General features: G+C 64.3%; 25 protein-coding genes. 12 read left to right on the forward strand and 13 right to left on the reverse strand.

Going from position 1 to position 23,130, the window contains the following annotated elements:
- Window positions 1-2: 2 nt before the first annotated feature.
- Complete coding sequence (locus E8Q40_RS13120) at window positions 3-737, reverse strand: cytochrome c biogenesis CcdA family protein (protein WP_137044977.1); 735 nt, start codon at window positions 735-737, stop codon at window positions 3-5.
- Window positions 738-863: 126 nt separating this feature from the next.
- On the opposite strand from E8Q40_RS13120, the gene E8Q40_RS13125 reads away from it, so the two are divergent.
- From E8Q40_RS13125 to E8Q40_RS13135, 3 genes are all read left to right on the forward strand, one after another.
- Entirely contained in the window at window positions 864-1,250 is a 387-nt protein-coding gene (locus E8Q40_RS13125) for a transcriptional regulator (protein WP_137046709.1), read from the forward strand.
- A 145-nt stretch (window positions 1,251-1,395) separates the two neighbouring features.
- Entirely contained in the window at window positions 1,396-1,689 is a 294-nt protein-coding gene (locus tag E8Q40_RS13130; RefSeq protein WP_370455259.1) for an ArsR/SmtB family transcription factor, read from the forward strand.
- A 90-nt stretch (window positions 1,690-1,779) separates the two neighbouring features.
- On the forward strand, window positions 1,780-3,357 hold the full coding sequence (locus tag E8Q40_RS13135; protein ID WP_246662831.1) for a helicase HerA-like domain-containing protein: 1,578 nt from the start codon (window positions 1,780-1,782) through the stop codon (window positions 3,355-3,357).
- Window positions 3,358-3,483: 126 nt separating this feature from the next.
- On the opposite strand, the gene E8Q40_RS13140 is transcribed toward E8Q40_RS13135, so the two are convergent.
- Window positions 3,484-3,726 (reverse strand): hypothetical protein, encoded by a 243-nt coding sequence (locus tag E8Q40_RS13140; RefSeq protein ID WP_137044980.1) that lies wholly within the window; start codon window positions 3,724-3,726, stop codon window positions 3,484-3,486.
- 74 nt (window positions 3,727-3,800) lie between these two features.
- Complete coding sequence (gene mscL / locus E8Q40_RS13145; RefSeq protein ID WP_137044981.1) at window positions 3,801-4,214, reverse strand: large conductance mechanosensitive channel protein MscL; 414 nt, start codon at window positions 4,212-4,214, stop codon at window positions 3,801-3,803.
- Between the two features lie 251 nt (window positions 4,215-4,465).
- On the opposite strand from mscL, the gene E8Q40_RS13150 reads away from it, so the two are divergent.
- Window positions 4,466-4,795 (forward strand): hypothetical protein, encoded by a 330-nt coding sequence (locus tag E8Q40_RS13150; RefSeq protein WP_137044982.1) that lies wholly within the window; start codon window positions 4,466-4,468, stop codon window positions 4,793-4,795.
- Between the two features lie 50 nt (window positions 4,796-4,845).
- Entirely contained in the window at window positions 4,846-6,258 is a 1,413-nt protein-coding gene (locus E8Q40_RS13155; protein WP_137044983.1) for a deoxyribodipyrimidine photo-lyase, read from the forward strand.
- 83 nt (window positions 6,259-6,341) lie between these two features.
- Here the strand turns inward: E8Q40_RS13155 and recJ are convergent, their stop codons facing one another.
- From recJ to E8Q40_RS13180, 5 genes are all read right to left on the reverse strand, one after another.
- Window positions 6,342-8,153: a single-stranded-DNA-specific exonuclease RecJ gene (gene recJ / locus E8Q40_RS13160; RefSeq protein ID WP_137044984.1), complete on the reverse strand. Its 1,812-nt coding sequence runs from the start codon at window positions 8,151-8,153 to the stop codon at window positions 6,342-6,344.
- A gap of 153 nt (window positions 8,154-8,306) precedes the next feature.
- Window positions 8,307-9,302 (reverse strand): class II fructose-bisphosphatase, encoded by a 996-nt coding sequence (gene glpX, locus E8Q40_RS13165; protein ID WP_137044985.1) that lies wholly within the window; start codon window positions 9,300-9,302, stop codon window positions 8,307-8,309.
- Window positions 9,303-9,392: 90 nt separating this feature from the next.
- Window positions 9,393-10,703 (reverse strand): homoserine dehydrogenase, encoded by a 1,311-nt coding sequence (locus E8Q40_RS13170; protein ID WP_137044986.1) that lies wholly within the window; start codon window positions 10,701-10,703, stop codon window positions 9,393-9,395.
- A gap of 4 nt (window positions 10,704-10,707) precedes the next feature.
- Entirely contained in the window at window positions 10,708-11,925 is a 1,218-nt protein-coding gene (locus E8Q40_RS13175; protein ID WP_137044987.1) for an LL-diaminopimelate aminotransferase, read from the reverse strand.
- A gap of 71 nt (window positions 11,926-11,996) precedes the next feature.
- Window positions 11,997-12,362, reverse strand: a complete 366-nt coding sequence (locus tag E8Q40_RS13180) for a hypothetical protein (RefSeq protein WP_137044988.1) — start codon at window positions 12,360-12,362, stop codon at window positions 11,997-11,999.
- A 280-nt stretch (window positions 12,363-12,642) separates the two neighbouring features.
- Between E8Q40_RS13180 and E8Q40_RS13185 the strand changes: the two genes are divergently transcribed.
- The 3 genes from E8Q40_RS13185 to E8Q40_RS13195 all read left to right on the forward strand — a co-directional run bounded on the left by E8Q40_RS13185 (window position 12,643) and on the right by E8Q40_RS13195 (window position 15,328).
- Complete coding sequence (locus E8Q40_RS13185) at window positions 12,643-14,580, forward strand: alpha/beta hydrolase (protein ID WP_137044989.1); 1,938 nt, start codon at window positions 12,643-12,645, stop codon at window positions 14,578-14,580.
- Between the two features lie 116 nt (window positions 14,581-14,696).
- A complete protein-coding gene (locus tag E8Q40_RS13190; RefSeq protein ID WP_205995513.1) occupies window positions 14,697-14,930 on the forward strand; it encodes a type II toxin-antitoxin system Phd/YefM family antitoxin in 234 nt (77 codons plus the stop codon).
- Window positions 14,927-15,328, forward strand: a complete 402-nt coding sequence (locus tag E8Q40_RS13195; RefSeq protein WP_168197832.1) for a type II toxin-antitoxin system VapC family toxin — start codon at window positions 14,927-14,929, stop codon at window positions 15,326-15,328. Before E8Q40_RS13190 ends, E8Q40_RS13195 begins: the two co-directional genes overlap by 4 nt.
- A 7-nt stretch (window positions 15,329-15,335) precedes the next feature.
- On the opposite strand, the gene E8Q40_RS13200 is transcribed toward E8Q40_RS13195, so the two are convergent.
- On the reverse strand, window positions 15,336-16,223 hold the full coding sequence (locus tag E8Q40_RS13200) for an MBL fold metallo-hydrolase (protein WP_137046711.1): 888 nt from the start codon (window positions 16,221-16,223) through the stop codon (window positions 15,336-15,338).
- Window positions 16,224-16,327: 104 nt separating this feature from the next.
- Here E8Q40_RS13200 and E8Q40_RS13205 point away from each other — a divergent pair, with 104 nt between their 5' ends.
- From E8Q40_RS13205 to E8Q40_RS13220, 4 genes are all read left to right on the forward strand, one after another.
- Entirely contained in the window at window positions 16,328-16,666 is a 339-nt protein-coding gene (locus E8Q40_RS13205; protein WP_137044991.1) for a helix-turn-helix transcriptional regulator, read from the forward strand.
- 26 nt (window positions 16,667-16,692) lie between these two features.
- Window positions 16,693-17,076 (forward strand): rhodanese-like domain-containing protein, encoded by a 384-nt coding sequence (locus tag E8Q40_RS13210; RefSeq protein WP_137044992.1) that lies wholly within the window; start codon window positions 16,693-16,695, stop codon window positions 17,074-17,076.
- Between the two features lie 31 nt (window positions 17,077-17,107).
- Window positions 17,108-17,887 (forward strand): sulfite exporter TauE/SafE family protein, encoded by a 780-nt coding sequence (locus E8Q40_RS13215; protein ID WP_246662832.1) that lies wholly within the window; start codon window positions 17,108-17,110, stop codon window positions 17,885-17,887.
- Window positions 17,888-17,976: 89 nt separating this feature from the next.
- Entirely contained in the window at window positions 17,977-18,375 is a 399-nt protein-coding gene (locus tag E8Q40_RS13220; RefSeq protein ID WP_137044993.1) for an MAPEG family protein, read from the forward strand.
- A gap of 4 nt (window positions 18,376-18,379) precedes the next feature.
- Here E8Q40_RS13220 and E8Q40_RS13225 read toward each other — a convergent pair whose 3' ends face one another.
- From E8Q40_RS13225 to E8Q40_RS13240, 4 genes are all read right to left on the reverse strand, one after another.
- Window positions 18,380-19,993: an isovaleryl-CoA dehydrogenase gene (locus E8Q40_RS13225; protein WP_137044994.1), complete on the reverse strand. Its 1,614-nt coding sequence runs from the start codon at window positions 19,991-19,993 to the stop codon at window positions 18,380-18,382.
- Window positions 19,994-20,040: 47 nt separating this feature from the next.
- The gene (argC, locus tag E8Q40_RS13230) at window positions 20,041-21,099 is read right to left on the reverse strand and encodes an N-acetyl-gamma-glutamyl-phosphate reductase (RefSeq protein ID WP_137044995.1); all 1,059 of its coding nucleotides are present in this window, start codon (window positions 21,097-21,099) and stop codon (window positions 20,041-20,043) included.
- A gap of 328 nt (window positions 21,100-21,427) precedes the next feature.
- Entirely contained in the window at window positions 21,428-22,414 is a 987-nt protein-coding gene (locus E8Q40_RS13235) for an MBL fold metallo-hydrolase (RefSeq protein ID WP_137044996.1), read from the reverse strand.
- A 120-nt stretch (window positions 22,415-22,534) separates the two neighbouring features.
- Complete coding sequence (locus E8Q40_RS13240) at window positions 22,535-23,065, reverse strand: DedA family protein (protein WP_137044997.1); 531 nt, start codon at window positions 23,063-23,065, stop codon at window positions 22,535-22,537.
- Window positions 23,066-23,130 lie beyond the last annotated feature (65 nt).

Here is a 23,130-nt window from a genome sequence, read left to right on the forward strand (position 1 = left end):
CCTCAGCCGATTTTCCCCAGGGCCGGGAATGTCTCGATGAGCCAGTAGGCAATAACCGGCATCTGCCCGGTGAAGACCAGCACGCCGGCGAACACCAGGAACACGCCCATGGCGCGCTCGATCAGCGCCAGCCGCGCCCGGTTCCGGGCGCTCCAGCGCATGAAGGCGCCGGCGAAGGTGGCCGCCACCAGAAACGGCACGCCGATGCCGAGCGAGTAAATAAAGAGGAGCCGCGCCCCCTCGCCCGCGCTCTCCGAAGCGCCGGCGATCAGCAGGATCGCCGCCAGCACCGGACCGACGCAGGGGCTCCAGCCGAAGCCGAAGGCTAGGCCGATCACGAAGGCACCGGCGAGCCCCGCCGGCTTCTTCGACACGCCGACACGGGCGGTGCGGTCGAGCAGGCCGATGCGGAAGACACCGAGGAAATGCAGCCCCATCGCGATGATGAGAATGCCGGCGATATAGCCCAGCACGCCGAGATAGGCGCCGACCGCCTTGCCGATCACCGAGGCCGTCGCCCCCAGCGCGACGAAAACGACGGAAAAGCCGGCTACGAAAGCCAAGGCCGCGGCGATGACCTGCCAGCGCGCACGGCCGCCCTCGCCGTCACGCAACTCCGCAATGGAAACGCCCCCCATGTAAGCGAGGTAAGGCGGCACCAACGGCAGGACGCAGGGTGAGGCAAAGGACAACAGCCCCGCGATGAAGGCGCCGCCTGCCGTGACGTCGAGACTCATGGAGGTCACCCCCGTTTCGACACATTCGGCTTTTGTGATATAGGATTGTGGCGCGGCCCGCGCGCGCTTATCCACCGTTTCCGCGGCTCAAACGTCGAAGGGCTCGTCGTGCCCCACCTGTTCCGAATGGCGAAATCCGTCGTCCTGGTCGCGCTGATTGGCGTGGCGCTGGCGGCCATCCCGGCGCGCGCCGCCGAGCTCATCATGTTCGAGGACGCCGGCTGCATGTGGTGCGCGCGTTTTAATGCCGAAATCGCACCCGCTTATCCGAAGACGGAGGAAGGCCGGCGCGCGCCTCTTCGTCGCGTCGACGCCGGCAAGGCACTTCCGGCCGACCTGAATTTCATCGAGACCGAGCGGTTCACGCCGCTGTTCGTGCTGGTCGATGGCGGCCGGGAAATCGGCCGGATTCGCGGATACCCCGGCGAGGACCACTTCTGGGGCTTGCTTGGAATGCTTGTTAAGAAGCTCGATCAGGCCGGAACGGGCAGTGAACAACGTCAATTGAACTGAGTTTTAAAGCGGACAGTGGTAACAAGGATGGCCACTACCGCCGCTGTTCTAAACATGGCGCGCATCGGCGCCGTCACCGCCACTGGATATTTCGATGGACCTGCAACAGCTCGACACCACCGGACGCCTGCCCGACGTCGACCGCATGGCCGGCAACGCCAAGCGCGCGGCCGAATTCCTCAAGGCGCTGGCGCACGAAAGCCGATTGATGATCCTGTGCATTCTTGCCGAGGGCGAGAAATCGGTCAGCGAACTCGAGGAAATTCTGGCGCTCCGTCAGCCGACCGTGTCACAGCAACTCGCCCGGCTGCGCGGCGACGGGCTGGTGACGACGCGGCGCGACGGCAAGACCATCTATTACAGCCTGGCGAGCGAGGAAGCCCGCGTGGTCATCGGCGCCGTCTACGACGTCTTCTGCCGCAAGCAGCGCAAGCGCTGAGCCTTCCCCTCCTATCCTGCCCCGCCCTGTTGACGGCGACCCGCCATTGCCAATAGTGGCGGATCACGCAACGCAGCGGAGTCGATGGCGATGGCGGCGATCGAGCAAGACGGCAAGATTTTCGTCGGCAAGGGCGAGAGCCCCCAATACCTGACACTGAAGCTCGCCAACCGGCACGGCCTCGTCACCGGCGCCACCGGCACCGGCAAAACAGTGACGTTGCAGGTGCTGGCCGAGGGCTTCTCGGCCGCGGGCGTTCCTGTCTTTGCCGCCGACATCAAGGGCGACCTCGCCGGCATCGCCGAAGTGGGCGAAGCCAAGGAAGCCTTCGTCTCGCGCGCGAAAGGCATGGGCTTCGATTATCAGCCCGACCAATATCCCGCGATATTCTGGGACCTGTTCGGCGAACAGGGCCATCCGGTGCGCGCCACCATTTCCGAGATGGGCCCTCTCCTGTTGGCGCGCCTGCTCGACCTCAACGACACGCAGGAAGGCGTGCTCAACATCGCCTTCCGCGTCGCCGACGAACAGGGTCTGCTGCTGCTCGATCTCAAGGACCTGCGCGCCATCCTGTCCCACATCGCCGAGCGCGCTGCGGAATTGACGACGGTCTACGGCAACGTCTCCAAGGCCACGATCGGCACCATCCAGCGCCAGCTTCTCGTGCTCGAGAACCAGGGCGGCACCCAGTTCTTCAGCGAGCCGGCGCTGCGGCTCACAGACTTCATGAAGACCGACCGCGACGGCCGCGGCTACGTCAACATCCTTGCCGCCGACAAACTGATGGAGAGCCCGCGGCTCTATGCCACCTTTCTGCTGTGGCTTCTGTCCGAACTGTTCGAGGAACTGCCCGAGGTCGGCGATCCCGACAAGCCGAAGCTGGTGTTCTTCTTCGACGAGGCGCATCTGTTGTTCAACGACGCGCCCAAGGCCCTGCTCGACAAGATCGAGCAGGTCGTGCGCCTGATCCGTTCCAAAGGCGTCGGCGTCTACTTCGTCACGCAGAACCCGCTCGACGTGCCGGACAAGGTGCTGGCCCAAATGGGCAACCGCGTGCAGCACGCCTTGCGCGCCTTCACGCCGCGCGACCAGAAGGCAGTCAAGGCGGCCGCCGAAACTTTCCGCCCCAATCCCAAGCTCGACACCGCGCAGGTCATTACCGAACTCGGCAAGGGCGAAGCTCTGGTGTCGTTCCTTGAAGGCAATGGCGTGCCGGCTTTGGTCGATCGCGCGCTGATCCGCCCGCCGTCAGCGAGGCTCGGCGTCATCACGCCGGAAGAACGCAAGAAGATCATCCAGGCGAGCCCGCTCAAAGGCAAATACGACAACGCGGTCGATTCTGAATCCGCCTATGAAATGCTGCAGGCGCGCGCCAAAGCGGAAGCGGCGACCAATGGCCAAGCAGGAACGGCCGACGCACCGGCGGGCGGCGGCGGCATTCTCGGCGGCATCGGCGGCTTCCTCGGCGGCCTGTTCGGCACCAACCGCGCCCGCGGCCAGCGGCTGACCACGACGCAAACCATCGCCCGCGAAGTCACGCGCACGGTGACCAATCGCATCGCCGGACAGATCGCCGCCGATCTCGGCAAGTCGATTGGCGGCCGCACCGGTTCGACCATCGGCCGCTCCATCGTGCGCGGCGCGCTCGGCGGGATGTTGCGGCGGTAGTCAAACGCCGCGTGCGTTATGCTCCGTTCGCCCCCGCGAAAGCGGGGGCCCAGCCTTTGTCTTTCGCAAACGACGCACAAGACTGGGTCCCCGCTTTCGCAGGGACGAATGGAGTATGGGGCGACCTTACGACTCCGCCAGACACTTCTTCATGAAGGCATCCTTGGCGGCGCCGGCCAGCGGCTTGCCGTCTTTGCTGACGGCTTTCGGCGTGCAGGTGTCTTCCTTGCACTTGGTGACGAAGCTGGTCTTCGCGGCGCCGGCGAGCGGCTTGCCGTCCTTGCTGACGGCTTTGGTTTCGCAGGTCTGCGCCATCGCGCTGCCCGCGGCAAAGGCCGTGATCAGCGCAGCCAACATCAGACGCTTCATTTGTTCTCTCCCTTGTGATCCGGCACATCCGGATAACGTCAGCCTGGCTCTCCGAAGCTGAACCGGCCGTGAATTTATTTTGACTTTATTGCGTCACGAATTTCCGCGAGCAGCTTGACCTCTTCGCTCGGCGCCGGCGGCGGTGCCGGCGGCTCCGCACGCTTGAGCTTGTTGATGAACCGGATGGCGATGAACAGGACCCAGGCGACGATAAGAAAGTTGATCGTGGCGGTCACGAACGCGCCCCAGCCGAGCACCGCGCCCTGCTTCTTGGCATCGGCGTAGGACAGACCGGTCTCAACCTTCGACGACAACGCAATGTAGTAGTTGGAAAAATCCAGCCCGCCGGTAATCGCGCCGATGATCGGGTTGATGATGTCGGCGACCAGCGACGTGACGATCGAACCGAAGGCCGCGCCGATGATGACACCGACCGCGAGGTCGACGACATTGCCGCGCAACGCGAATTTTTTGAATTCCTCAAACATCGTGGTCGCCCCTGTCGTGAATGACGGCTTCGGCCGCGATTGTTGGCGCGCTCGGACGGACAAGCAATCGCCGTGGACGACGTTTCACCAGCTTGGTACTTGCGTACCAGCGGTGAAGAGGGATCAAATTTTTCCGCCGCCCAGTGGAACGTTTTCCCCACGCTCCCCATTTCTGGAGGGGCAGGGTTGATTTGCTGCATCGCACAAGATGCGCCATAGTGCCGCCGATTCAGAGCGCCCGGGGCGAAATCATGAGCAAAAACAACAAAGAGACTTGGAACACCAAGTACGGCAAGCGCCGCGTGCGCGAGGAAAAGCCGACCCTCGCCGAGGCCATCGAAGCCGCCAAGGGGTTTATCGAGGATCTCGACCAGCAGGCCGAGTTCGCCGCCTCCCTGATGGGGCTGCCTGTCGACCACGTGCGCGCCGAGATTCAGAAGATGGCGCCGGCCCGCAAGGAGCCGAACAAATCGGTCGTGTTCACAGGCTCGTCCACGGCACCGCGCACCATCGTCGTCGAACGCAAGCCGGCGCGCCGCGTCATTCCGGCCGCCAACCGGGCTGCGCTTCTCAACCAGTAAATTCTGCCGCCACCTGACCTAAAGGCGTTGTGCCTGCGTATAACAGGCGCATGACAACGCTTCTCTGGTTTCGGCAGGACCTGCGGCTGCGCGACAACCCTGCCCTTGCGGCCGCGGTGGCGCGCGGGCGCGTCGTGCCCGTTTTCATTCTCGACGACACCGACACGAACTGGGCGCCCGGCGCGGCCAGCTTGTGGTGGCTGCATCACAGTCTTGAAGCGCTACGCAAGGACCTTGGCGGCGCGCTGTCGCTTTATCGCGGCGATCCCAAGACGATCCTGTCGAAGCTCGTCGCGGAAGCGAAAGCAACCGCCGTAGTCTGGAATCGCTGCTATGAGCCACATGCGATCAAGCGCGATACCGCGATCAAGGAGCGCTTGAAGAAAGACGGCGTCGTGGTGGAGAGCTTCAACGCCGCGCTGCTCAACGAGCCCTGGGGCATCCAGACCGGCAGCGGCGGACCCTACAAGGTGTTCACGCCCTACTGGCGCGCGGCGCTGGCGCGGGGCTTCGCAGCACCGGTAGCGAAGCCAACAAAGATCGACGCGCATCGTCTGGCTTCGAGCGAAGAGCTCAACGACTGGAATTTGCTGCCGACGAAGCCGGATTGGGCCATGGGCTTCGCCGAAGCATGGACGCCCGGCGAACAAGGCGCACTCAACCGCTTAGAGCAGTTCGTCGCGCAAGCCCTTATCGGCTACGGCGAATTGCGCGACCGCCCCGACAAGCCCGCGACGTCGCGCCTGTCGCCGCATCTGCACTTGGGCGAAATCTCGCCGCGGCAGATTTACGCGCGGCTCGCCGCTTATCAGGACGACAAGAACAAGAGCGCCGGCATCGCCAAGTTCATGAGCGAGATCGGCTGGCGCGAATTCGCTTATCACCTACTCTATCATTTTCCCACGCTGCCGGACGCCAACTGGCGCGAGGCCTTCGACGCCTATCCTTGGCGGAGCAGCAAGAACGACCTGAAAGCCTGGCAGCGCGGGCTCACCGGCTATCCGCTGGTCGATGCCGGCATGCGCGAACTCTGGGCGACCGGCTTTATGCACAACCGCGTGCGCATGATCGCAGCGAGCTTCCTCATCAAGCATCTGCGGCTCGACTGGCGGCTCGGCGAAGCCTGGTTCTGGAACACACTTGTTGACGCGGACCTCGCCAACAACGCCGCCGGCTGGCAATGGGTCGCCGGCTCCGGCGCCGATGCGTCGCCTTACTTTCGTATCTTCAATCCAATGGCGCAGGGCGAGAAATTCGATCCGAACGGCGACTATGTGCGCCGCTGGTGCCCGGAGCTTGCAAAGCTGCCGGACAAGTTGATCCACGCGCCGTGGAAGGCGGATGACGCGACGCTGAAAGCCGCTGGTGTCGTGCTCGGCAAGGACTATCCGAAACCCATCGTCGATCATGACGAAGCCCGCAAGGCGGCGATGGAGGGGTATCAGAAGGTGCGATCTTCGTAGCCCGGATGGAGCGCAGCGCAATCCGGGGATTCAACCGCGACGCAGTTCCCGGCTTTCGCTCCGCTCAGCCGGGCTACAAGGCCCTACCCCACCGCCACATCGACGATCCGCATCTGGACACGTTCGACGCCCTGCCAGCGATCGACGGTGAGATAACCCGCGACATGCATCGAGCGGCCGCGATTATCCAATAGCGCTTGGCCGAGCGGCGTGCCGACACAGCGGAAGCAGATGGCGTTGACGAACTGCCCGTCGCCCGATTTGAAACGCGCGCGAATGTGGTTGTCGCCGACCTTGTCGACATAAGCCAGTTGATGCGACGGCAGCACCAGCACCGGCTCGGGATTGCCGGCGCCGTAGGGTCCGGCTTTCGCCAGCAGCGCGCACAGATCGGGATTGACCGCGCCGGCGCTCACCGCGCCGTCGATCTTCAGCGCCGTCTCGCGCCGCGCCGCCTCAACCGCGGCCGACAAAGTCTCTTCCATGAAGGCGCGGAACGGACCCAAGCCGTCCTTGCGCACCGTAATGCCCGCCGCCATCGCGTGCCCGCCGCCCTTGACCAGCAGGCCGTGATGCACGGCCTCGCGCACGGCGCGGCCGAGATCAACGCCGGCAATCGAGCGGCCCGATCCGGTGCCGGTGCCGCCGGGCTCCAGCGAGATGGCGAAAGCCGGCCGGCCGAAACGCTCCTTCAGCCGCGCCGCGACAAGGCCCACGACGCCGGGATGCCAGCCAGCCTGCGCGGTGACGACCACCGCGCCCTTCTCCTCGAGGCCGAGCGCGGCCAAGGCCTCGGCTTCGGCCTGCTCCACAGCGGCGACCTCGATGACGCGGCGCTCGTGATTGAGCCGGTCGAGCTCGACGGCAATGCGCGCGGCTTCGGTCGCGTCGTCCTCGAGCATCAGGCGCGCGCCGAGATCGGCGCGGCCGATGCGGCCGCCGGCATTGATGCGCGGCCCCAGCAGAAAGCCGAGATGAAACGCTTCCGGCGGGCCGTTCAGCCGCGCCGCATCCATCAGCGCGGTCAGGCCCACCTGCTCGCGCCGCCGCATCGCGATCAGCCCCTTGGCAACGAAAGCGCGGTTCAGCCCCTTGAGCGGCACCACGTCGGCCACGGTGCCGAGCGCGACCAGATCGAGCATCGACAGCAGGTCCGGCGCGGGGCGCGCATCGAAATAGCCGCGGCGGCGCAGTTCACGCGTCAGCGCGACCAGCGTCATGAACACGATGCCGCAGGCGGCGAGATAACCTAAGCCCGAAATATCGTCGGCGCGATTGGCATTCACCACCGCGACTGCGGGCGGCAGCACTTCGTCGGCCAGATGATGGTCGAGCACGATGCTCTGCAGGCCGAGCGCCGCGGCTTCCGTGAGCACCACATGGCTGGTGGTGCCGCAATCGACCGTGACCAGAAGCGTCGCGCCGCGCTCGGCGAAAGAGCGGATGGCGTCGGCATTCGGGCCATAGCCTTCGAAGATGCGATCGGGAATGTGGACGATCGGATCGAGGCCACATTGACGCAGATAACGCGCCAAGAGCGCCGACGAGGTCGCGCCGTCGACATCGTAGTCGCCGAAGATCGCCACCTTCTCATTGCGCTGAATGGCATCGGCAAGCCGCGCCGCCGCCGCGTCCATGGCGGTGAGCACCGACGGGTCGGGCATCAGGTTCTTCACGGTCGGATCGAGATAGGCCTCGACCTCATCGACCTCGACGCCACGCCCGGCCAGCACGCGCGCCAGCAGCTCCGGCGTGCCGAGCCGCTGCGTGATCGTGGTGGCACGCGCCAGCCCCCGGTCGTCCAGCCGGTCGCGCCACGCCCGCCCGGTCGCGGATTTCTCCACACCGAGGAAATAGCGGTCGCGTTCGTCGAAGGCGGCGGCGGGCAGGGCCATGCCGGGAATATAAGAGGTTTGCCCGGGTATCACACGGGTGCCCTCGACGGGCTGTGTACAGCCTCAAAACTCGGTCATTCCCGCGAAAGCGGGAATCCAGCTCTTTCTCGAAGAAAGTGCTGGGTCCCCGCCTTCGCGAGGACGACAGCAAGCTCAATCCAGATGAAACTTCTCAAGCTGGCGATGCTCGGCGATGACGCGGCGGACGGTGCCGGTGGTCGAGCGCATGACCACGGTCTCGGTCTCGATCACGTCCTTGCCGAAGGCGACGCCCCTGAGCATCGCGCCGGTGGTGACGCCGGTGGCGGCGAACAGGCAGTCGCCCTTCACCATGTCCTCGATCTCGTATTTCTTCTTGGCGTCATTGATGCCCATCTTGCGGATGCGCTCCTGCAGGGCCTCGGTATCGATCACGAGGCGTGTCTGCATCTGACCACCGATGCAGCGTAGCGCCGCCGCCGACAACACGCCCTCCGGCGCGCCGCCGATGCCGAGATAGATATCGATGCCGGTCTTCGGCTCGGCGCAATGGATGACGCCAGCGACGTCGCCGTCCGAGATCAGCGACACCGCAGCACCCAGCTTGCGGATCGCGGCGATGGCGTCGGCATGGCGCGGGCGGTCGAGCAGGATCGCGGTGATCTCGGAGGGCTTCACGCCCTTGGCCTTGGCGAGACTGATGATGTTCTCTTCAACCGGCGCATCGAGATCGACCGTTCCCTTGGGATAGCCGGGACCGATGGCGATCTTGTCCATGTAGCAGTCGGGCGCGTGCAGCAGCGTGCCGCCGTCCGCCATGGCGATGGTGGCGATGGAGCCCGGCATGTTCTTGGCGCACAGTACGGTGCCTTCCAGCGGATCGACCGCGATGTCGACCTTGGGCCCGTTCTTGTTGCCGACCTTCTCGCCGATGAACAGCATCGGCGCCTCGTCGATCTCGCCCTCGCCGATGACCACGGTGCCGTCGATCGGCAGCTTGTTGAGTTCGCGCCGCATGGCGTCCACCGCCGCCTGGTCGGAAGCCTTGTCCAGCCCGCGTCCGCGCAGGCGCGCCGCCGACACCGCCGCGCGTTCGGTCACACGCACGATCTCCAGCGTCAGAATGCGCTCCAGCAGCAATTCGGGCTGAACCGTAATCGAAGCAGCCATGGGACGTCCCCTCTCGTCTCTACAAAACTACAATTCGCTCGCGCGCATGATCTTGTCCGAAAACCGGTTCTCGCTTTTCGGGATCATGCGCTAGTTCTTTTCGATGCGGATGACCTGCGGCCGTCCGGATATCACCTTGTCGCGCCCCACCGCGGCCAGCGCCTTGCGCACCGCATCTTCGCTGGTCGCGTAGGTAATGAGAATAACCGGCACCGAACCATTTTTCGACTTGGCCATTTCGCCCTTCGGATGCCGCTGCACGATGGACTCCAGCGAGATGTCCTGCTCGGCGAGGCGCTTGGCGATGGTCGCCGCGGTGCCGGGCTTGTCGCGCGCCTCGAGGCGGATGTAGTAGCCGCCCTCATGGCGCTGCATCGGCGCTTTTTTCACCGGTGCGAGCTTACCCGTCGGCCGGCCGAATGGCGCGGATTTGGCGCCGCGCGCGATGTCGGCGATGTCGGACAGCACGGCCGACGCGGTCGCCGCACCGCCGGCGCCTGGGCCAACCAAAGTAATCGGGTTGATGCCGTCGGCGTCGATGGTGACGGCGTTGGTGACGCCCATCACCTGGGCGATCGAGGAGTCCTTGCGCACCATGGTCGGGTGCACGCGCTGCTCGATGCCTTTGCCCGTACGCACGGCGACGCCGAGCAGCTTGATGCGATAGCCAAGCTCATCGGCGGCGGCGAGATCGGCCGGCGCGATCGAGGAGATGCCTTCGACATAGATCGCGCTCTCGTCAACCTTGGTGCCGAAAGCCAGGCTCGCCAGCAGCGCCAGCTTCTGCGCCGTGTCAAAGCCTTCAACATCGAAAGTCGGATCGGCCTCGGCATAGCCGAGGCGCTGCGCATCGGCCAGGCAGTCGGCGTAGGACAGGCCCTCCTGCTCCATCCGCGTCAGGATGTAGTTACAGGTGCCGTTGAGGATGCCGTAAATGCGATTGATGGCGTTGCCGGCGAGCCCCTCGCGCAACGTCTTGATCACCGGAATGGCGGCGCCGACGGCGGCTTCGTAATTGAGTGCGACGCCCGCCTTCTCGGCGAGTTGCGCCATCTTGAAACCGTGCTTGGCGAGCAGCGCCTTGTTGGCGGTCACCACCGACTTGCCCGAAGCGAGCGCGTATTCGACCGCGGTCTTGGCCGGATCGCCCGAGCCGCCCATGAGCTCGACAAAGACGTCGATGCCGTCGTATCCGGCCAACTCGACCGGGTCGGAGAACCACTTCATCTTCTTGAGATCGACGCCGCGGTTCTTGTTGCGCGAGCGCGCCGAGACGGCAACCACCTCGATGCGGCGGCCGCAGCGCGCGGCGATGGCTTCGCGTTCCTTGCCGATCTGGGCAATCAATGCGGCACCCACCGTGCCGAGGCCGGCGACCCCTACTCTCAACGGTTCGACCATGGACTTAGCGCCGGTTGGCCAGCGGAACGACGTTGTGAAGCTGCGTCGGCGCCGTCTCAAGGAATTTCTTGATGTTGCGAGCGGCCTGGCGGATGCGCTGCTCGTTCTCCACGAGCGCGATACGCACAAAGCCTTCGCCGCGCTCGCCAAAGCCGGTGCCGGGCGACACGGCGACCTCAGCCTTCTCGACCAGCAGCTTGGCGAATTCGACCGAACCCATATCGCGGAACGGCTCCGGAATCGGCGACCATGCGAACATCGAGGCGGTTGGCGGCGGCACGTCCCAGCCGGCGCGCGAGAAGCTTTCGACCATCACGTCGCGGCGCTTGGTGTAGATCGAGCGCATTTCGCGCACGCAATCGTCCGGCCCATTGAGCGCTGCCGCGGCCGCAACCTGGATCGGGGTGAAGGCGCCATAGTCGAGATAGGACTTCACGCGGCCAAGCGCCGCGATCAGCCGGTCGTTGCCGACGGCAAAGCCCATGCGCCAGCCGGCCATCGAGAACGTCTTGGACATCGAGGTGAACTCGACGGCAACATCGATCGCGCCGGGCACCTGCAGCACGGACGGCGGCGGGTTGTTGTCGAAGAAGACCTCGGCGTAAGCCAGATCGGACAGGATGAAGATCTCGTGCTTCTTCGCGAAGGCGACGAGGTCTTTGTAGAAATCGAGGCTGGCGACGAAGGCAGTCGGGTTCGACGGATAGCAGACGACAATGGCGATCGGCTTCGGGATCGAATGCCGAATGGCGCGCTCGACCTGATTGAAGAAATCCGGCGTCGGATCGGATGAGACCGAGCGGATGACGCCGCCGGCCATCAGGAAGCCGAAAGCGTGAATCGGATAGCTCGGATCGGGCACGATGATGACATCGCCGGGCGCGGTGATGGCCTGCGCCATGTTGGCGAAGCCTTCCTTGGAGCCAAGCGTGGCGACGACCTGGGCGTCGGGATTGAGCTTCACCCCGAAGCGGCGCTCGTAATAGGCGGCCTGGGCGCGGCGCAGGCCCGGAATACCGCGCGAGGCCGAATAGCGGTCGGTGCGCGGCTTGCCGAGCGTTTCCTTGAGCTTGTCGAGAACGTGCTGCGGCGCCGGCAGGTCCGGATTGCCCATGCCGAGGTCGATGATGTCGGCGCCGGCGTTCCTGGCCTTGGCCTTGGCGCGGTTCACCTCTTCGAACACGTAGGGCGGCAGGCGGCGGATGCGGTAAAATTCTTCCATCGTTCTCGGACCTTGGCTGGAGCCTTAAGCCGCCCTCTCCGGCTGGCCTTGGAAACCCCGGCTGGCTTTTATCACGGGTTCGTTTTTGCGCCAGTGGCCTGCCCCGATTTCGGGGCCTTCGCGTCCTTTTTTGCCGGCTTTTGCGTCTGCGGCGGCGTGGCGGGAGCGTCAGGGTCCGCCGCGGTCTTTTCCTGCTGGTCGCGCAAATTCTGGAGGTCCTGCTGGAGCCTCAGTTGTTCGGCATCGTCGAGCGGCTTGGTACTCCGGGCGGCCGGGGTGTCATAAACGCCGGGATAGGAATAGGGCTTGTCCGGCCGGGCCGGCGCCGCCTGCGGCAGCCCGCCCATGGAGTGCGGCAACTGATCGCCCATGCCGCCCGCGGCGCAGCCTGACAACGCCAGTTGGGTCATCAGCGGTACCGCAATGGCCAGCAGCAACGATGATGGCCGCCATCCTCTCTCAATAGACCTCATCCAGACCTCGGCCCGTCGCTGCATTGCAGAAAGGCGATTGCCAAAAAAGCGACGCAGACTCAATGAATTATAGCATAAGGCTGTTAACCGGCTAATATGGCGGCAGCAAGGTGTGAAACGTGCCGCGCCGAATTCCGGAACGGCACGAACTGCCTAATAACGCGCCTTGCGATGCCTCGTGCACCTGGTCCAAGTGACGTCATCAACGTGACTCGGCCAAACGCGGCTCGAACAAAGAATGACGATGGAAACGTCCAGTTCCGGCACTCAGGCGCCCTCCGAAAACGAGGCCGGCAATGTTGTTGCGCTCAAGCCGGGCGCGACCGCCAAGCCGGGCGGCGCCGGCAAGCCGAAGGCAGGCAAGTCCGCGGGTGACGGCAAGATCACTGCCGATCAGGTCGTTTTCGGCTCGGTCGATGTCGAGGCATTCTCGCGTAACCTCGCCCGCGCCATCGAGCAAGGCGGCAAGGCGCTCGCCGCCTATATGAAACCGCGCGAGGAAGGCAAAATCGAAGACGCCTTCGCCGCCGACATCGCCGATATCGTCAAGACGGTCGCCAAGATATTCGAATACTGGCTGGCCGAGCCCGAGCGCACGCTCCAGCTTCAGCAGAATATCGGGCGCTCCTATCTCGACCTGTGGGCGAGCGCGATGCACCGTCTCTCCGGCGACGAGTTCAAGCCGGTGGTCGCCCCCGATCCGAAGGATAAGCGCTTCGCCGATCCGGAATGGTCGCAGAACCAGTTCTACGATTTCCTCAAGCAGCTCTATTTGCTCACGGTGCAATGGAGCGAGAGGCTGGTGAGCGACGCCGAGGGCATCGACGAACATACGCGGCGCAAGGCTGAGTTCTACATCAAGCAATTCGCCAACGCGATCGCGCCGTCGAATTTCCTCCTGACCAATCCGGAGCTCATGCGCGAGACGCTGACCTCCAACGCCGAGAACCTCGCCAACGGCCTCGAGATGCTGAGCGAGGACATCGCTGCCGGCCGCGGCAACCTCCGCATCCGCCAGACCGACCCGAGCAATTTCGCGGTCGGGCGCAATCTCGCGCTCACGCCGGGCAAGGTGATCTATCAGAACGAGCTGATGCAGCTCATCCAGTACGAAGCGACGACGGATGAGGTGTTCAAGGTCCCGCTGCTGATCGTGCCGCCATGGATCAACAAGTTTTACATCCTCGACCTGACGCCGGAAAAATCCTTCATCAAGTGGTGCGTCGAACGCGGCTTCACCGTGTTCGTGATCTCCTGGGTCAATCCGGATGCCCATCTCGCACAGAAGGGTTTCGAGCAGTACATGAAGGAAGGCCCGCTCGAGGCCATGGACGTGATCGAGAAGATCACCGGCGAGAGCAAGGTCCACACCATCGGCTACTGCGTCGGCGGCACGCTGCTCGCCGTGACCCTGGCCTGGCTTGCCGCCCAGAAGCAGGAACGCGTCGTCTCGGCCACCATGTTCGCAGCACAGGTCGATTTCACCTTCGCCGGCGACCTCAAGATCTTCGCCGACGAGGACCGCATCCAGCAGCTCGAACTGCAGATGAAGGAAATGGGCTATCTCGAAGCCTCGCGCATGGCGAACACGTTCAACATGCTGCGCTCGAACGACCTCGTCTGGCCTTACGTCGTCAACAACTACCTCAAGGGCAAGAAGCCCTACCCGTTCGACCTCCTGTATTGGAATTCGGACGCAACGCGCATGCCGGCGGCCAACCATTCCTTCTATCTACGCAACTGCTACCAGAACAACCGCCTCACCAAGGGCGAGATGGAAATCGCCGGCACACATCTGAAGCTGAGCGACGTGACGGTGCCGATCTACAATCTCGCCACGCGCGAGGATCACATCGCGCCGGCGAAATCCGTGCTGTACGGCTCGCAGTTCTTCGGCGGCCCGGTGCGTTATGTGCTGGCAGGCTCCGGCCACATCGCCGGCGTCATCAATCCGCCCGGCCCGAAAATCAAATACCAGTACTGGCTGGGCGACGCGCCCAAGGGCGACGATGTCGACAAGTGGATGGAAACGGCGACCGAGCATCCGGGCTCATGGTGGCCGGACTGGCTCGACTGGATCGCGCGGCTCAGCGACGAAAAGGTGCCAGCGCGCGCCATCGGCGGCGGCCAGTTCGAGCCGATCGAGGACGCGCCTGGTTCCTATGTAAAGGTGCGGGATTGAGGGCATCCGGGCTCCTCCGCGACGCTTCACGCCGCCCTCGATCCCTTGCCAGCCGGCCGACGAAAGCCTAAATATGACCATGGTCATGACCATGGTCATATCGATCGGAGGCGGCCGTGACGAAAATCATGAAGGCATCGGAATTTAAGGCGAAATGCCTGGCGGTGATGGACGAAGTTGCCAAGACCGGCGAAACCGTCGTGATCACCAAGAACGGCAAACCGGTGGCCGAAGTCGTACCGGCCAAGGCGACAGAACGCCCCAGCCCGTTCGGCATCTGGAAAGGCCTTGTCGAGGTCAAAGGCGACATCATGTCTCCCATCGACGTCGAATGGGATGCGATGAAGTGATCCTGCTCGATACTCACGCGGCATTCTGGATGGCGAACAATGACCCGTCTCTCGGCCGCGCGAGCCAACAGCTAATCGTGCAATCGCTCCTGTCGAGCGGCGTTGCGATAAGTTCGATCAGTTTCTGGGAACTGGCTTTGCTTGTCTCCAAGAAACGTCTGATATTCCATCAGTCAGTCGCCAACCTCCGATCCAGAATGATCGGCAGCGGAATCACGGAACTTCCCATAACGGGCGATATCGCCATCGAAGCGGTGAAGCTCGAAAATCTGCACGGCGATCCGGCCGACCGCTTCATCGTCGCAACGGCCATGGCGCACGGTGCCACGCTCGTCACCGCCGACAAGGCGATGCTGAAATGGCGCGGCAAGCTCGCACGTCAGGACGCCACCAGGTAGCCCCGCCTCACGATGCCAGCTTGATCGGCACCTTCAGGTAATGCACGCCGTCGACCTCAGCCGGCGGAAACTTGCCGGCGCGGATGTTCACCTGAATTGACGGCAACAGCAGCAACGGTGCGGCGAGCGTGGCGTCGCGCGCCTCGCGCATTCTGACAAACTCGTCCTCGCTGACGCCATCGTGGACATGAACGTTGCGCGCCTTCTCCTCGCCGACGGTCGTCTCCCAAGCATAACTATCACGGCCGGGCGCCTTGTAGTCGTGGCACATGAACAGCCGCGTCTCGTCCGGCAGTGACAGGACGCGCTTGATCGAGCGGTAGAGAGCGCGCGCGTCGCCGCCGGGGAAATCGGCGCGCGCGGTGCCGTAATCCGGCATGAACATGGTGTCGCCGACGAACACGGCATCGCCGATCCGGTACGACACGCAGGCCGGGGTGTGTCCGGGCGTATGCATCACCTCGCCCTCGAGGCCGCCGATCCGGAAGGTATCGCCGTCCTTGAACAGGCGATCGAACTCCGAACCGTCGCCGGACACATCGACCGCATTGAACACCGGCCGGAAGATGCGCTGCACGTCGCGGATATGCTCGCCGATCGCCACCGTGGCGCCGGTCTTGAGCTTGATGTAGGGCGCGCCCGACAGATGATCGGCATGGGCATGCGTTTCCAGCACCTGCCCGATCTTGACGCCGAGCTTCTGCGCTTCGGCGAGGATTTCATCGGCCGACGACGTCGAGCACTCGCCAGTGCGGAAATCGTAGTCGAGCACGGGATCGATGACCGCGCCGTCTTTGGTTTCGCCGTCCCACACCAGATAGCTCACCGTATTGGTCGGCTCATCGAAGAAGGCCCTGATTTGCGGCTTCTTCCCGGAATTGGCGGTTGCGGACATCGGCAGCTCCTGAACGATTTCGCGCACGAAAACATCGCGGCGCGGCTTGACGTATATATTAGCCATACCTAATTTAGCAACATCACACGCTCACGGAGCCCGAAATGTCCACCCGCACGGCGGCCGGCAAGGCCCTCGCCACCGATAAAAGCATGGCCCAGCTCGAACGCAAGGCAGCCGATGCCGCTTCGCTGCTCAAGCTGCTCGCCAACGAAAACCGCCTGCTCATCCTGTGCCGGCTCGCGGTCGCGGGCGAAGCATCGGTGGGAACTCTCTGCGACGCCATCGATCTGAGCCAATCGGCGCTGTCGCAACATCTCGCCAAGATGCGGCAGGACGGCCTTCTCGCCACCCGGCGCGACGCCCAGACGATCTACTACCGCATCGCCGATGAGGATGCCGGCCGACTTTTGAAGGTGCTCAAGGACATCTACTGCTCCTGACGCGCCGGAACCAACCGAGGAACCCAATGAAGACCATAACGCCCGAACGCGCCGCCGAACTCGTCAAGAATGGCGCGACCTTGATCGACATCCGCGAAAGCGGCGAATATGCCGCCGAGAACATCCCCGGCGCGCGTCACCACGCGCTGTCGCTGATCGGTCCGGAAACTGTGCTGCGCGCCGGCGACACCGTGCTGATCTTTCACTGCAAATCCGGAGGCCGCACCGCCATGAACGCCGGGATGCTCGCCGCCTCTGCCAAGGACTGCGAAGCCTATGTGATGGGCGGCGGCATAGAAGCCTGGAAGCGCGCCGGCTTTGCGACGTCCGCCCGTCCGGCGCGCGCGCCCGGCGACAACACCGCCCAGGGTGGTTTCCTGCAACGCCTGTCCAGCCTGTTCCGAGGCTAGCGCGGGAAACCGCGAACGAAAGAGAGCCGCCGTGCTGCACGACCTGCTCGCCATCGCATCGGGAAGCCTGGTCGGCTTCACGCTCGGCCTGATCGGCGGCGGTGGTTCGGTGCTAGCCGTGCCGCTGCTCGTCTATGTCGTCGGCGTGCCGTCGCCGCACGTTGCCATCGGCACCAGTGCCATCGCGGTGGCGGCGAGCGCGGCGATCAATCTCGCCGGTCACGCCCGGGCGCAGACCGTGAAGTGGCCCTGCGCACTGGTGTTCGCAGTGTCGGGCGTCGTCGGCGCCGCGCTCGGCGCTCAACTCGGCAAGATGGTCGACGGCGCGCGGCTGCTGGCGCTGTTCGGCGGACTGATGGTGGTCATCGGCGTCCTGATGCTGCGGCCCCGCCGCGGCGGCGGCAATCCCGATGTGAAGCTCGACGCCGAAAGCCTCACGACGCTGCTGCCCTGGCTGATCGGCGGCGGCCTCGTCGTCGGCGCTCTGTCCGGCTTCTTCGGCATCGGCGGCGGCTTCGTCATCGTGCCGGGTTTGATCGCCGCCACGGCGATGCCGCTGATCAATGCCATTGGTTCCTCGCTGGTCTCGGTCACCGCCTTCGGACTCACCACCGCGGCGAGCTATGCGTGGTCGGGCCTCGTCGATTGGCCGCTGGCGCTCATGTTCATTGCCGGCGGCGCTGTCGGCGGCCTCGCCGGCACGCGCCTCGCGCGACATCTGTCGAGCCACAAGAATGCGCTGACCCGCGTCTTCTCCGGCATCGTAATCGCCGTCGGGCTGTATGTGATCGCCCGTTCCATTGTCGGATGATTATCCACCGTGCGTGAATGGCCGCCGTCAGGCGGATCGGCTAGTCTCCGCGCCGCCGGCCGGTGCCGGCGTCGGACACGGAGGCAACGATGTCGCGCGAACTGATGTGGCTTACCTTCACGGTCATCCTGACCGGCGTTCTCTGGATTCCCTACATTATCGATCGCGCGATCGTGCGTGGCCTTTGGGGTTGCATGGCCAACCCCTCACGCGACGACAAGCCGCAAACCCCGTGGGCGCAGCGACTGTACTTCGCCCACACCAACGCAGTCGACAATCTCGTCGTGTTCGCACCGCTGGTGCTCATCCTGGACAATATCGGCTATTCGACGCGCGGCACCGTGATCGCCTGCGCCGTCTATTTCTGGGCGCGCCTCGCCCATGCGATTGTCTATGCGCTTGGCGTGCCGGTCTTGCGCACGCTCGCCTTCGCCGTCGGCTTCGGCGCGCAGGTGGTGCTGGTGCTGGCGATTTTCGGGAAGATGTAGTCGCTTAATGCACCGGCCCCGCGCGCTCGACGATCGCCCGCGTATTGACACCGCGCGGCAGCGTACCGAAAGCGCCGCCGTTCTCAGCGCCAAGGCGCGACGCGCAGAACGCATCGGCGACAAAAGCCGGCGCGTGCTTGATCAGGAGTGCGGCCTGCAAGGCCAGCACCAGATCGCGCACCAGCGCACGGGCCTGGCTTTCGTCATTGCGCTCGGCACCGGTTAGCTGCTTTTCGAGCGACGCAGCAAAGGCCTTCAACCGCGGTTCACCCGAGACATCGAGTTCAGCGCGCAGAATCTCGCCCGCATGCGCGGTGCGGCCAAGCGCGCGCAGCACGTCGAGGCACATCACATTACCCGAGCCTTCCCAGATCGAATTGACCGGCGCCTCGCGATAGAGCCGCGGCAGCACGCTCTCCTCGATGTAGCCCGACCCGCCCAGCACCTCCATGGCTTCGAGCGTAACGAACGGCGTGCGCTTGCAGATCCAGAACTTCGCCGCCGGCGTGATAACGCGGCGGAACACGGTGGCGACCTCGCCCTCCTCGTCATAGGCGCGCGCCAGCCGGAAGGTCAGAACCGTCGCGGCTTCGCATTCCAGCGCCAGATCGGCCAGCACATTGGTCATCAGCGGCTGATCGACAAGCTTCTTCTGGAACACGGTGCGGTGCCGGGCGTGATGGATCGCCTGCACCACGGCGGCCCGCATCAGCGACGACGAGCCGATCGAACATTCCAACCGCGTATGGTTGCCCATCTCGATGATGGTCGGAATGCCGCGGCCTTTTTCGCCGATAAGCTGCGCATAAGCGCCCTCGAACTCGACCTCGCTCGATGCATTCGATTTGTTGCCGAGCTTGTCCTTGAGGCGGAGGATACGAATGGCATTGCGCTCGCCATCGGGCGTAAAGCGCGGCATCAGAAAACAGCTCAGGCCCTTGTCGGATTGCGCCAGCACCAGAAAGCCGTCGCACATCGGCGCCGACATGAACCACTTGTGGCCGAAGAGCCGGAACGAACCGTCGCCCGTCGCTTCGGCGCGCGTCGTGTTGGTGCGCAGGTCCGAGCCGCCCTGGTTCTCGGTCATGCCCATGCCGAGCAGCGCCGCGCTCTTTTCTTTCACGGGAATGAAGCGTTTGTCGTAATCGCGGCCATACACTTTCGGCAGCCATGCCGCGGCGATATCGGGCGCGTGCTGCAATGTCGGTACCGAGCCGTAAGTCATGGCAATCGGGCAATAGACGCCGCTCTCGATCTGGTTGAGCATGTAGGTGCCGGCGGCGCGCGCCACGTGTGCACCGGCCTGCGACCTGGCCCACGGGCTCGAATGCAGCCCAGCCCGCAGCGCGATGGCCATCAACTCATGCCAGGCCGGATGGAACTCGACCTCATCAAGCCGGTGGCCGTAGCGGTCGAGCGTTTTGAGTTGCGGCGGGAACTTGTTGGCATCGAAGCCGAGCTTGATCGTCTCCGGCTTGCCCAAAGTGGCGCCGAGCGCCTGCAGGCCTGCTTCGGCCCAGTCGGCCTTCTCGCGCATCACGCATTCGCGCAGCACGGTGTCGCTGGCGAAGAGATTATACGGCTCCAGCGGCGGCGGCTGGTTCGCGACCTCGAACATGGTCGGGCCTCCCGGCAAGGACGCCCGACCCTATTCCATGCGCCGCTTCAGGGAAACAGCGCGACCTGATCGATGCCCATGGTCTCGGGGAAGCCCATGATCAGGTTCATGTTCTGGATCGCCTGACCGGAGGCACCCTTCACCAGATTGTCGAGCGCCGAGATGATGATCGCCCGGCCCTCGATACGGTCGGCGGCGACGCCGATCATGGTCATGTTGGACCCGCGCACATGCCGGGTGTGCGGCGTTTCGCCAAACGGCAGAACATGCACGAAGGGTTCCTTCGCGTAGAACTTTGAAAGTATCTCATGAAGATCCTGCGCGGTGCGGCCGCGCCGCCCCCGCACATAGATGGTCGAGAGGATACCCCGGTTCTGCGGCAAGAGATGCGGCGTGAAAGTCACCGTCACCGGCCGGCCGGCCGCCAGCGAGAACTCCTGGTCGAGTTCGGCCATATGCCGGTGCTTGCCGACGCCATAGGCGTTGAAGCCCTCGGACACTTCCGAGAACAGCATCGCCTCCTTGGCTGAACGGCCGGCGCCGGTCATGCCGGACTTTGCGTCGATGACGATCTCGTCGAGGTCGATCGCCTTGTTGCGGATCAGCGGCGTCAGCGGCAGTTGCGCACCGGAGGTGTAGCAGCCCGGATTGGCGATGAGCCGCGCCTTCCTGATGTCACGCCGGTGAATTTCGACCAGCCCGTAAACCGCTTCCTTCTGCAGTTCCGGCGCATGATGCTCGTGGCCATACCACTTGGCGTACGAGCCTACATCCGACAGCCGGAAGTCAGCCGACAGATCGACCACCTTGGTCTCCGGCGCGGCGGCGAGCAGATCCTTGAGCACCTTCTGCGTCGTGGCGTGCGGCAGCGCGCAGAACACGACGTCGAGCGCCAAGGCCTTCCAGTCGAGGCCTTCGATGGCGACGAGGGTCGGCAGCTCATAGGGCGAGAACTGCGGAAAAACCTCGCGCATCGGCTTGCCGGCGCTGCGTTCAGCCGTGAGCAAAACGAGTTCAGCACGCGGGTGGCGCAACAGCATCCGCACCAGTTCGGAGCCCGTATAGCCGGAGGCGCCGAGAACGCCGATCTTTGCCTTTGTCGCCATAACGTTAGGTCCTTGAATTCAAGCGCCGCTTGAGCGGCAAGCACAGTAGTCCTCCCCTTGACGGGAGCGTGATGGATGCTGGGGTGACGGCGGTCGGGAGACTGAAAAGGCCGCGGTCAAAATCCAGCGGCACAGGGACGTCTTACGCGCGCAAAAGTCCCCGCGCCGTGCCGATACGGCGGCGTGGACGTATATTCCGGGTGCAAATCGTCGTCATGGGCGCCATATAGGGCGCGGGCGAGAACCGGTCAATCCCGGCCCGAATGGAGCCGGAATGCAAAAAGGCCGCCCTTCCGGACGGCCTTTCGCACCGAAATCGCAAAATCCGTCAGCTCAGGACGTGCGCCTGCACCAGGCGATAGCCGCTGCCCGATTTCTCGACATAACCCGCCGACGGGAACGGGAAGTGATAGCCGATGATCGGCAGTTTGTCCGCGGAGGCCATGTCGTAGAACTTCTTGCGCGTTGCCTCGGCGACCTGGGCTTCATTGTCGAACATCAGATGCCAGCCGGGATTCTGCATGAACACGCCCGGATGATTGGTGACGTCGCCCTGCACCACCACGGACTTGTTGCCCGAGGCGATGACAAACGACACATGCCCCGGTGTGTGCCCCGGCGTCGCCATCGCGGTGATGCCCGGCGCGACTTCCTTGCCGGCCTCGAATGGCGTCATCTTGAGGCCTTCAAACACCTTCTTCACATTGGCGAAGTTGCCCTTGTTCGGGCCGTTGGCCTTGCTGGCATTGGACTCGTCGGTCCAGAACGCCTGCTCGACCGACGGCACCATGATCTGCGCATTCGGGAAAGCCGGCGTGCCGTCGGCATTCTTGAGGCCGTTGATGTGGTCGCCGTGGAAATGGGATATAAGCACGATGTCCACGGACTTCGGATCGATGCCGGCGGCGGCCATGCTGTGCCGGGCATTGCCGACCGCGCCCTTGGTCGCTCCGTTGGCGGCCAGACCGTTGCCGGTGTCGATGGCGATGGTCTTGCCACCGGCCTTCACGATCAGCGGCGAGAAGGTGATGGTCACCTGCCCGGCCGGCATGAACTGCCCGGCATAGGCCTTGGCCGTATCTTCCTTCGACACGTTGACGATGAAGTTCTCCGGGATCGGGAAGGTGCGCGCGCCGTCGAACACCTGGATGATCTCGGCGTCACCCAGCTTGTAGGCGAAAACGCCGGTCAGCGGCGACACGGCGCCGCCGGCGGTCTGAGCCTTCGCCGCAATGGGGATGAGCGGGGCTGTGGTGAGCGCGGCGGCGGCGGCGGCCGTGCCGGTCATGAGATTGCGGCGCGAAAGCTCGAACATCCTGATCTCCCGTTGGAAAGCTCTTGTGGGGCGCCGTCAGGGGCGCCTGGCGCGCACAAGCTAACACCACCGCGTAACGGCTATTCCAGCGCGATAAGCCGCACCCCGTTCACGGCCTCGTTACCACGGCCATAGCGACAGCACGCGGGAAATGCCGTCGCCGAGCGTCAGCAGCACCGCGGCCCACACGAAAGCCGAAGCGAAATTCGCGAGCTGAAACGTCCAGAACGGCATTTCGAAAATCCCGGCGATCAACGGGACGGAGGCGCGCAGCGGCCCAAAGAAGCGTCCAATGAAAATGCCGGGCACGCCCCACTTTCGCATGAAGGCTTCGCCGCGCGGGATGAGGTCCGGATGGCGCGACAGCGGCCAGATGTGCTGCACCCGATATTCGAGCTTCTGCCCGATCCAGTAGGACAGCCAGTCGCCGAAGCCCGCGCCGAGCGCCGCGGCGATCCACACCGGCCAGAAGCTGATGCCACTGGTGCCGATTAGCGCGCCGAGCGCCACCAGCGCCCCCCACGCCGGCAGCAGCAGCGAGACGAAGGCCAGCGACTCGCCGAAAGCGAGCACGAACATGAGCACCGGCGCCCATGCCGCGTTTTCGCGCGCGAAGGCGACGATCCCATCAATGATGCTTTGGAAGTCCATTCAAACGTTCATCTAGCGCGAGCCCCGGGAACCCGCCAGTGCGGCACAAGGTTCCCGCCTCCGGG

Origin of the sequence: Pseudolabrys sp. FHR47, from assembly GCF_005153485.1 — a bacterium.
Classification (GTDB): domain Bacteria; phylum Pseudomonadota; class Alphaproteobacteria; order Rhizobiales; family Xanthobacteraceae; genus Pseudolabrys.

Excerpts from the sequence above, each read along its gene's own strand:
- recJ (WP_137044984.1), bottom strand. The coding sequence starts at position 8,153 with ATGGCCCTGCCCGCCGCCGCCTTCGACGAACGCGACCGCTATTTCCTC.
- E8Q40_RS13225 (WP_137044994.1), bottom strand. The coding sequence starts at position 19,993 with ATGTTCGAGGTCGCGAACCAGCCGCCGCCGCTGGAGCCGTATAATCTC.
- E8Q40_RS13130 (WP_370455259.1), top strand. The coding sequence starts at position 1,396 with ATGGCCGGCAACGCCAAGCGCGCGGCCGAATTCCTCAAGGCGCTGGCG.
- E8Q40_RS13135 (WP_246662831.1), top strand. The coding sequence starts at position 1,780 with ATGGCGGCGATCGAGCAAGACGGCAAGATTTTCGTCGGCAAGGGCGAG.
- E8Q40_RS13140 (WP_137044980.1), bottom strand. The coding sequence starts at position 3,726 with ATGAAGCGTCTGATGTTGGCTGCGCTGATCACGGCCTTTGCCGCGGGC.
- argC (WP_137044995.1), bottom strand. The coding sequence starts at position 21,099 with ATGGCGACAAAGGCAAAGATCGGCGTTCTCGGCGCCTCCGGCTATACG.
- E8Q40_RS13220 (WP_137044993.1), top strand. The coding sequence starts at position 17,977 with ATGTCGCGCGAACTGATGTGGCTTACCTTCACGGTCATCCTGACCGGC.
- E8Q40_RS13175 (WP_137044987.1), bottom strand. The coding sequence starts at position 11,925 with ATGGAAGAATTTTACCGCATCCGCCGCCTGCCGCCCTACGTGTTCGAA.
- E8Q40_RS13170 (WP_137044986.1), bottom strand. The coding sequence starts at position 10,703 with ATGGTCGAACCGTTGAGAGTAGGGGTCGCCGGCCTCGGCACGGTGGGT.
- E8Q40_RS13150 (WP_137044982.1), top strand. The coding sequence starts at position 4,466 with ATGAGCAAAAACAACAAAGAGACTTGGAACACCAAGTACGGCAAGCGC.
- E8Q40_RS13200 (WP_137046711.1), bottom strand. The coding sequence starts at position 16,223 with ATGTCCGCAACCGCCAATTCCGGGAAGAAGCCGCAAATCAGGGCCTTC.
- E8Q40_RS13240 (WP_137044997.1), bottom strand. The coding sequence starts at position 23,065 with ATGGACTTCCAAAGCATCATTGATGGGATCGTCGCCTTCGCGCGCGAA.
- E8Q40_RS13185 (WP_137044989.1), top strand. The coding sequence starts at position 12,643 with ATGGAAACGTCCAGTTCCGGCACTCAGGCGCCCTCCGAAAACGAGGCC.
- E8Q40_RS13205 (WP_137044991.1), top strand. The coding sequence starts at position 16,328 with ATGTCCACCCGCACGGCGGCCGGCAAGGCCCTCGCCACCGATAAAAGC.
- E8Q40_RS13125 (WP_137046709.1), top strand. The coding sequence starts at position 864 with ATGGCGAAATCCGTCGTCCTGGTCGCGCTGATTGGCGTGGCGCTGGCG.
- E8Q40_RS13120 (WP_137044977.1), bottom strand. The coding sequence starts at position 737 with ATGAGTCTCGACGTCACGGCAGGCGGCGCCTTCATCGCGGGGCTGTTG.
- E8Q40_RS13235 (WP_137044996.1), bottom strand. The coding sequence starts at position 22,414 with ATGTTCGAGCTTTCGCGCCGCAATCTCATGACCGGCACGGCCGCCGCC.
- glpX (WP_137044985.1), bottom strand. The coding sequence starts at position 9,302 with ATGGCTGCTTCGATTACGGTTCAGCCCGAATTGCTGCTGGAGCGCATT.
- E8Q40_RS13210 (WP_137044992.1), top strand. The coding sequence starts at position 16,693 with ATGAAGACCATAACGCCCGAACGCGCCGCCGAACTCGTCAAGAATGGC.
- mscL (WP_137044981.1), bottom strand. The coding sequence starts at position 4,214 with ATGTTTGAGGAATTCAAAAAATTCGCGTTGCGCGGCAATGTCGTCGAC.
- E8Q40_RS13155 (WP_137044983.1), top strand. The coding sequence starts at position 4,846 with ATGACAACGCTTCTCTGGTTTCGGCAGGACCTGCGGCTGCGCGACAAC.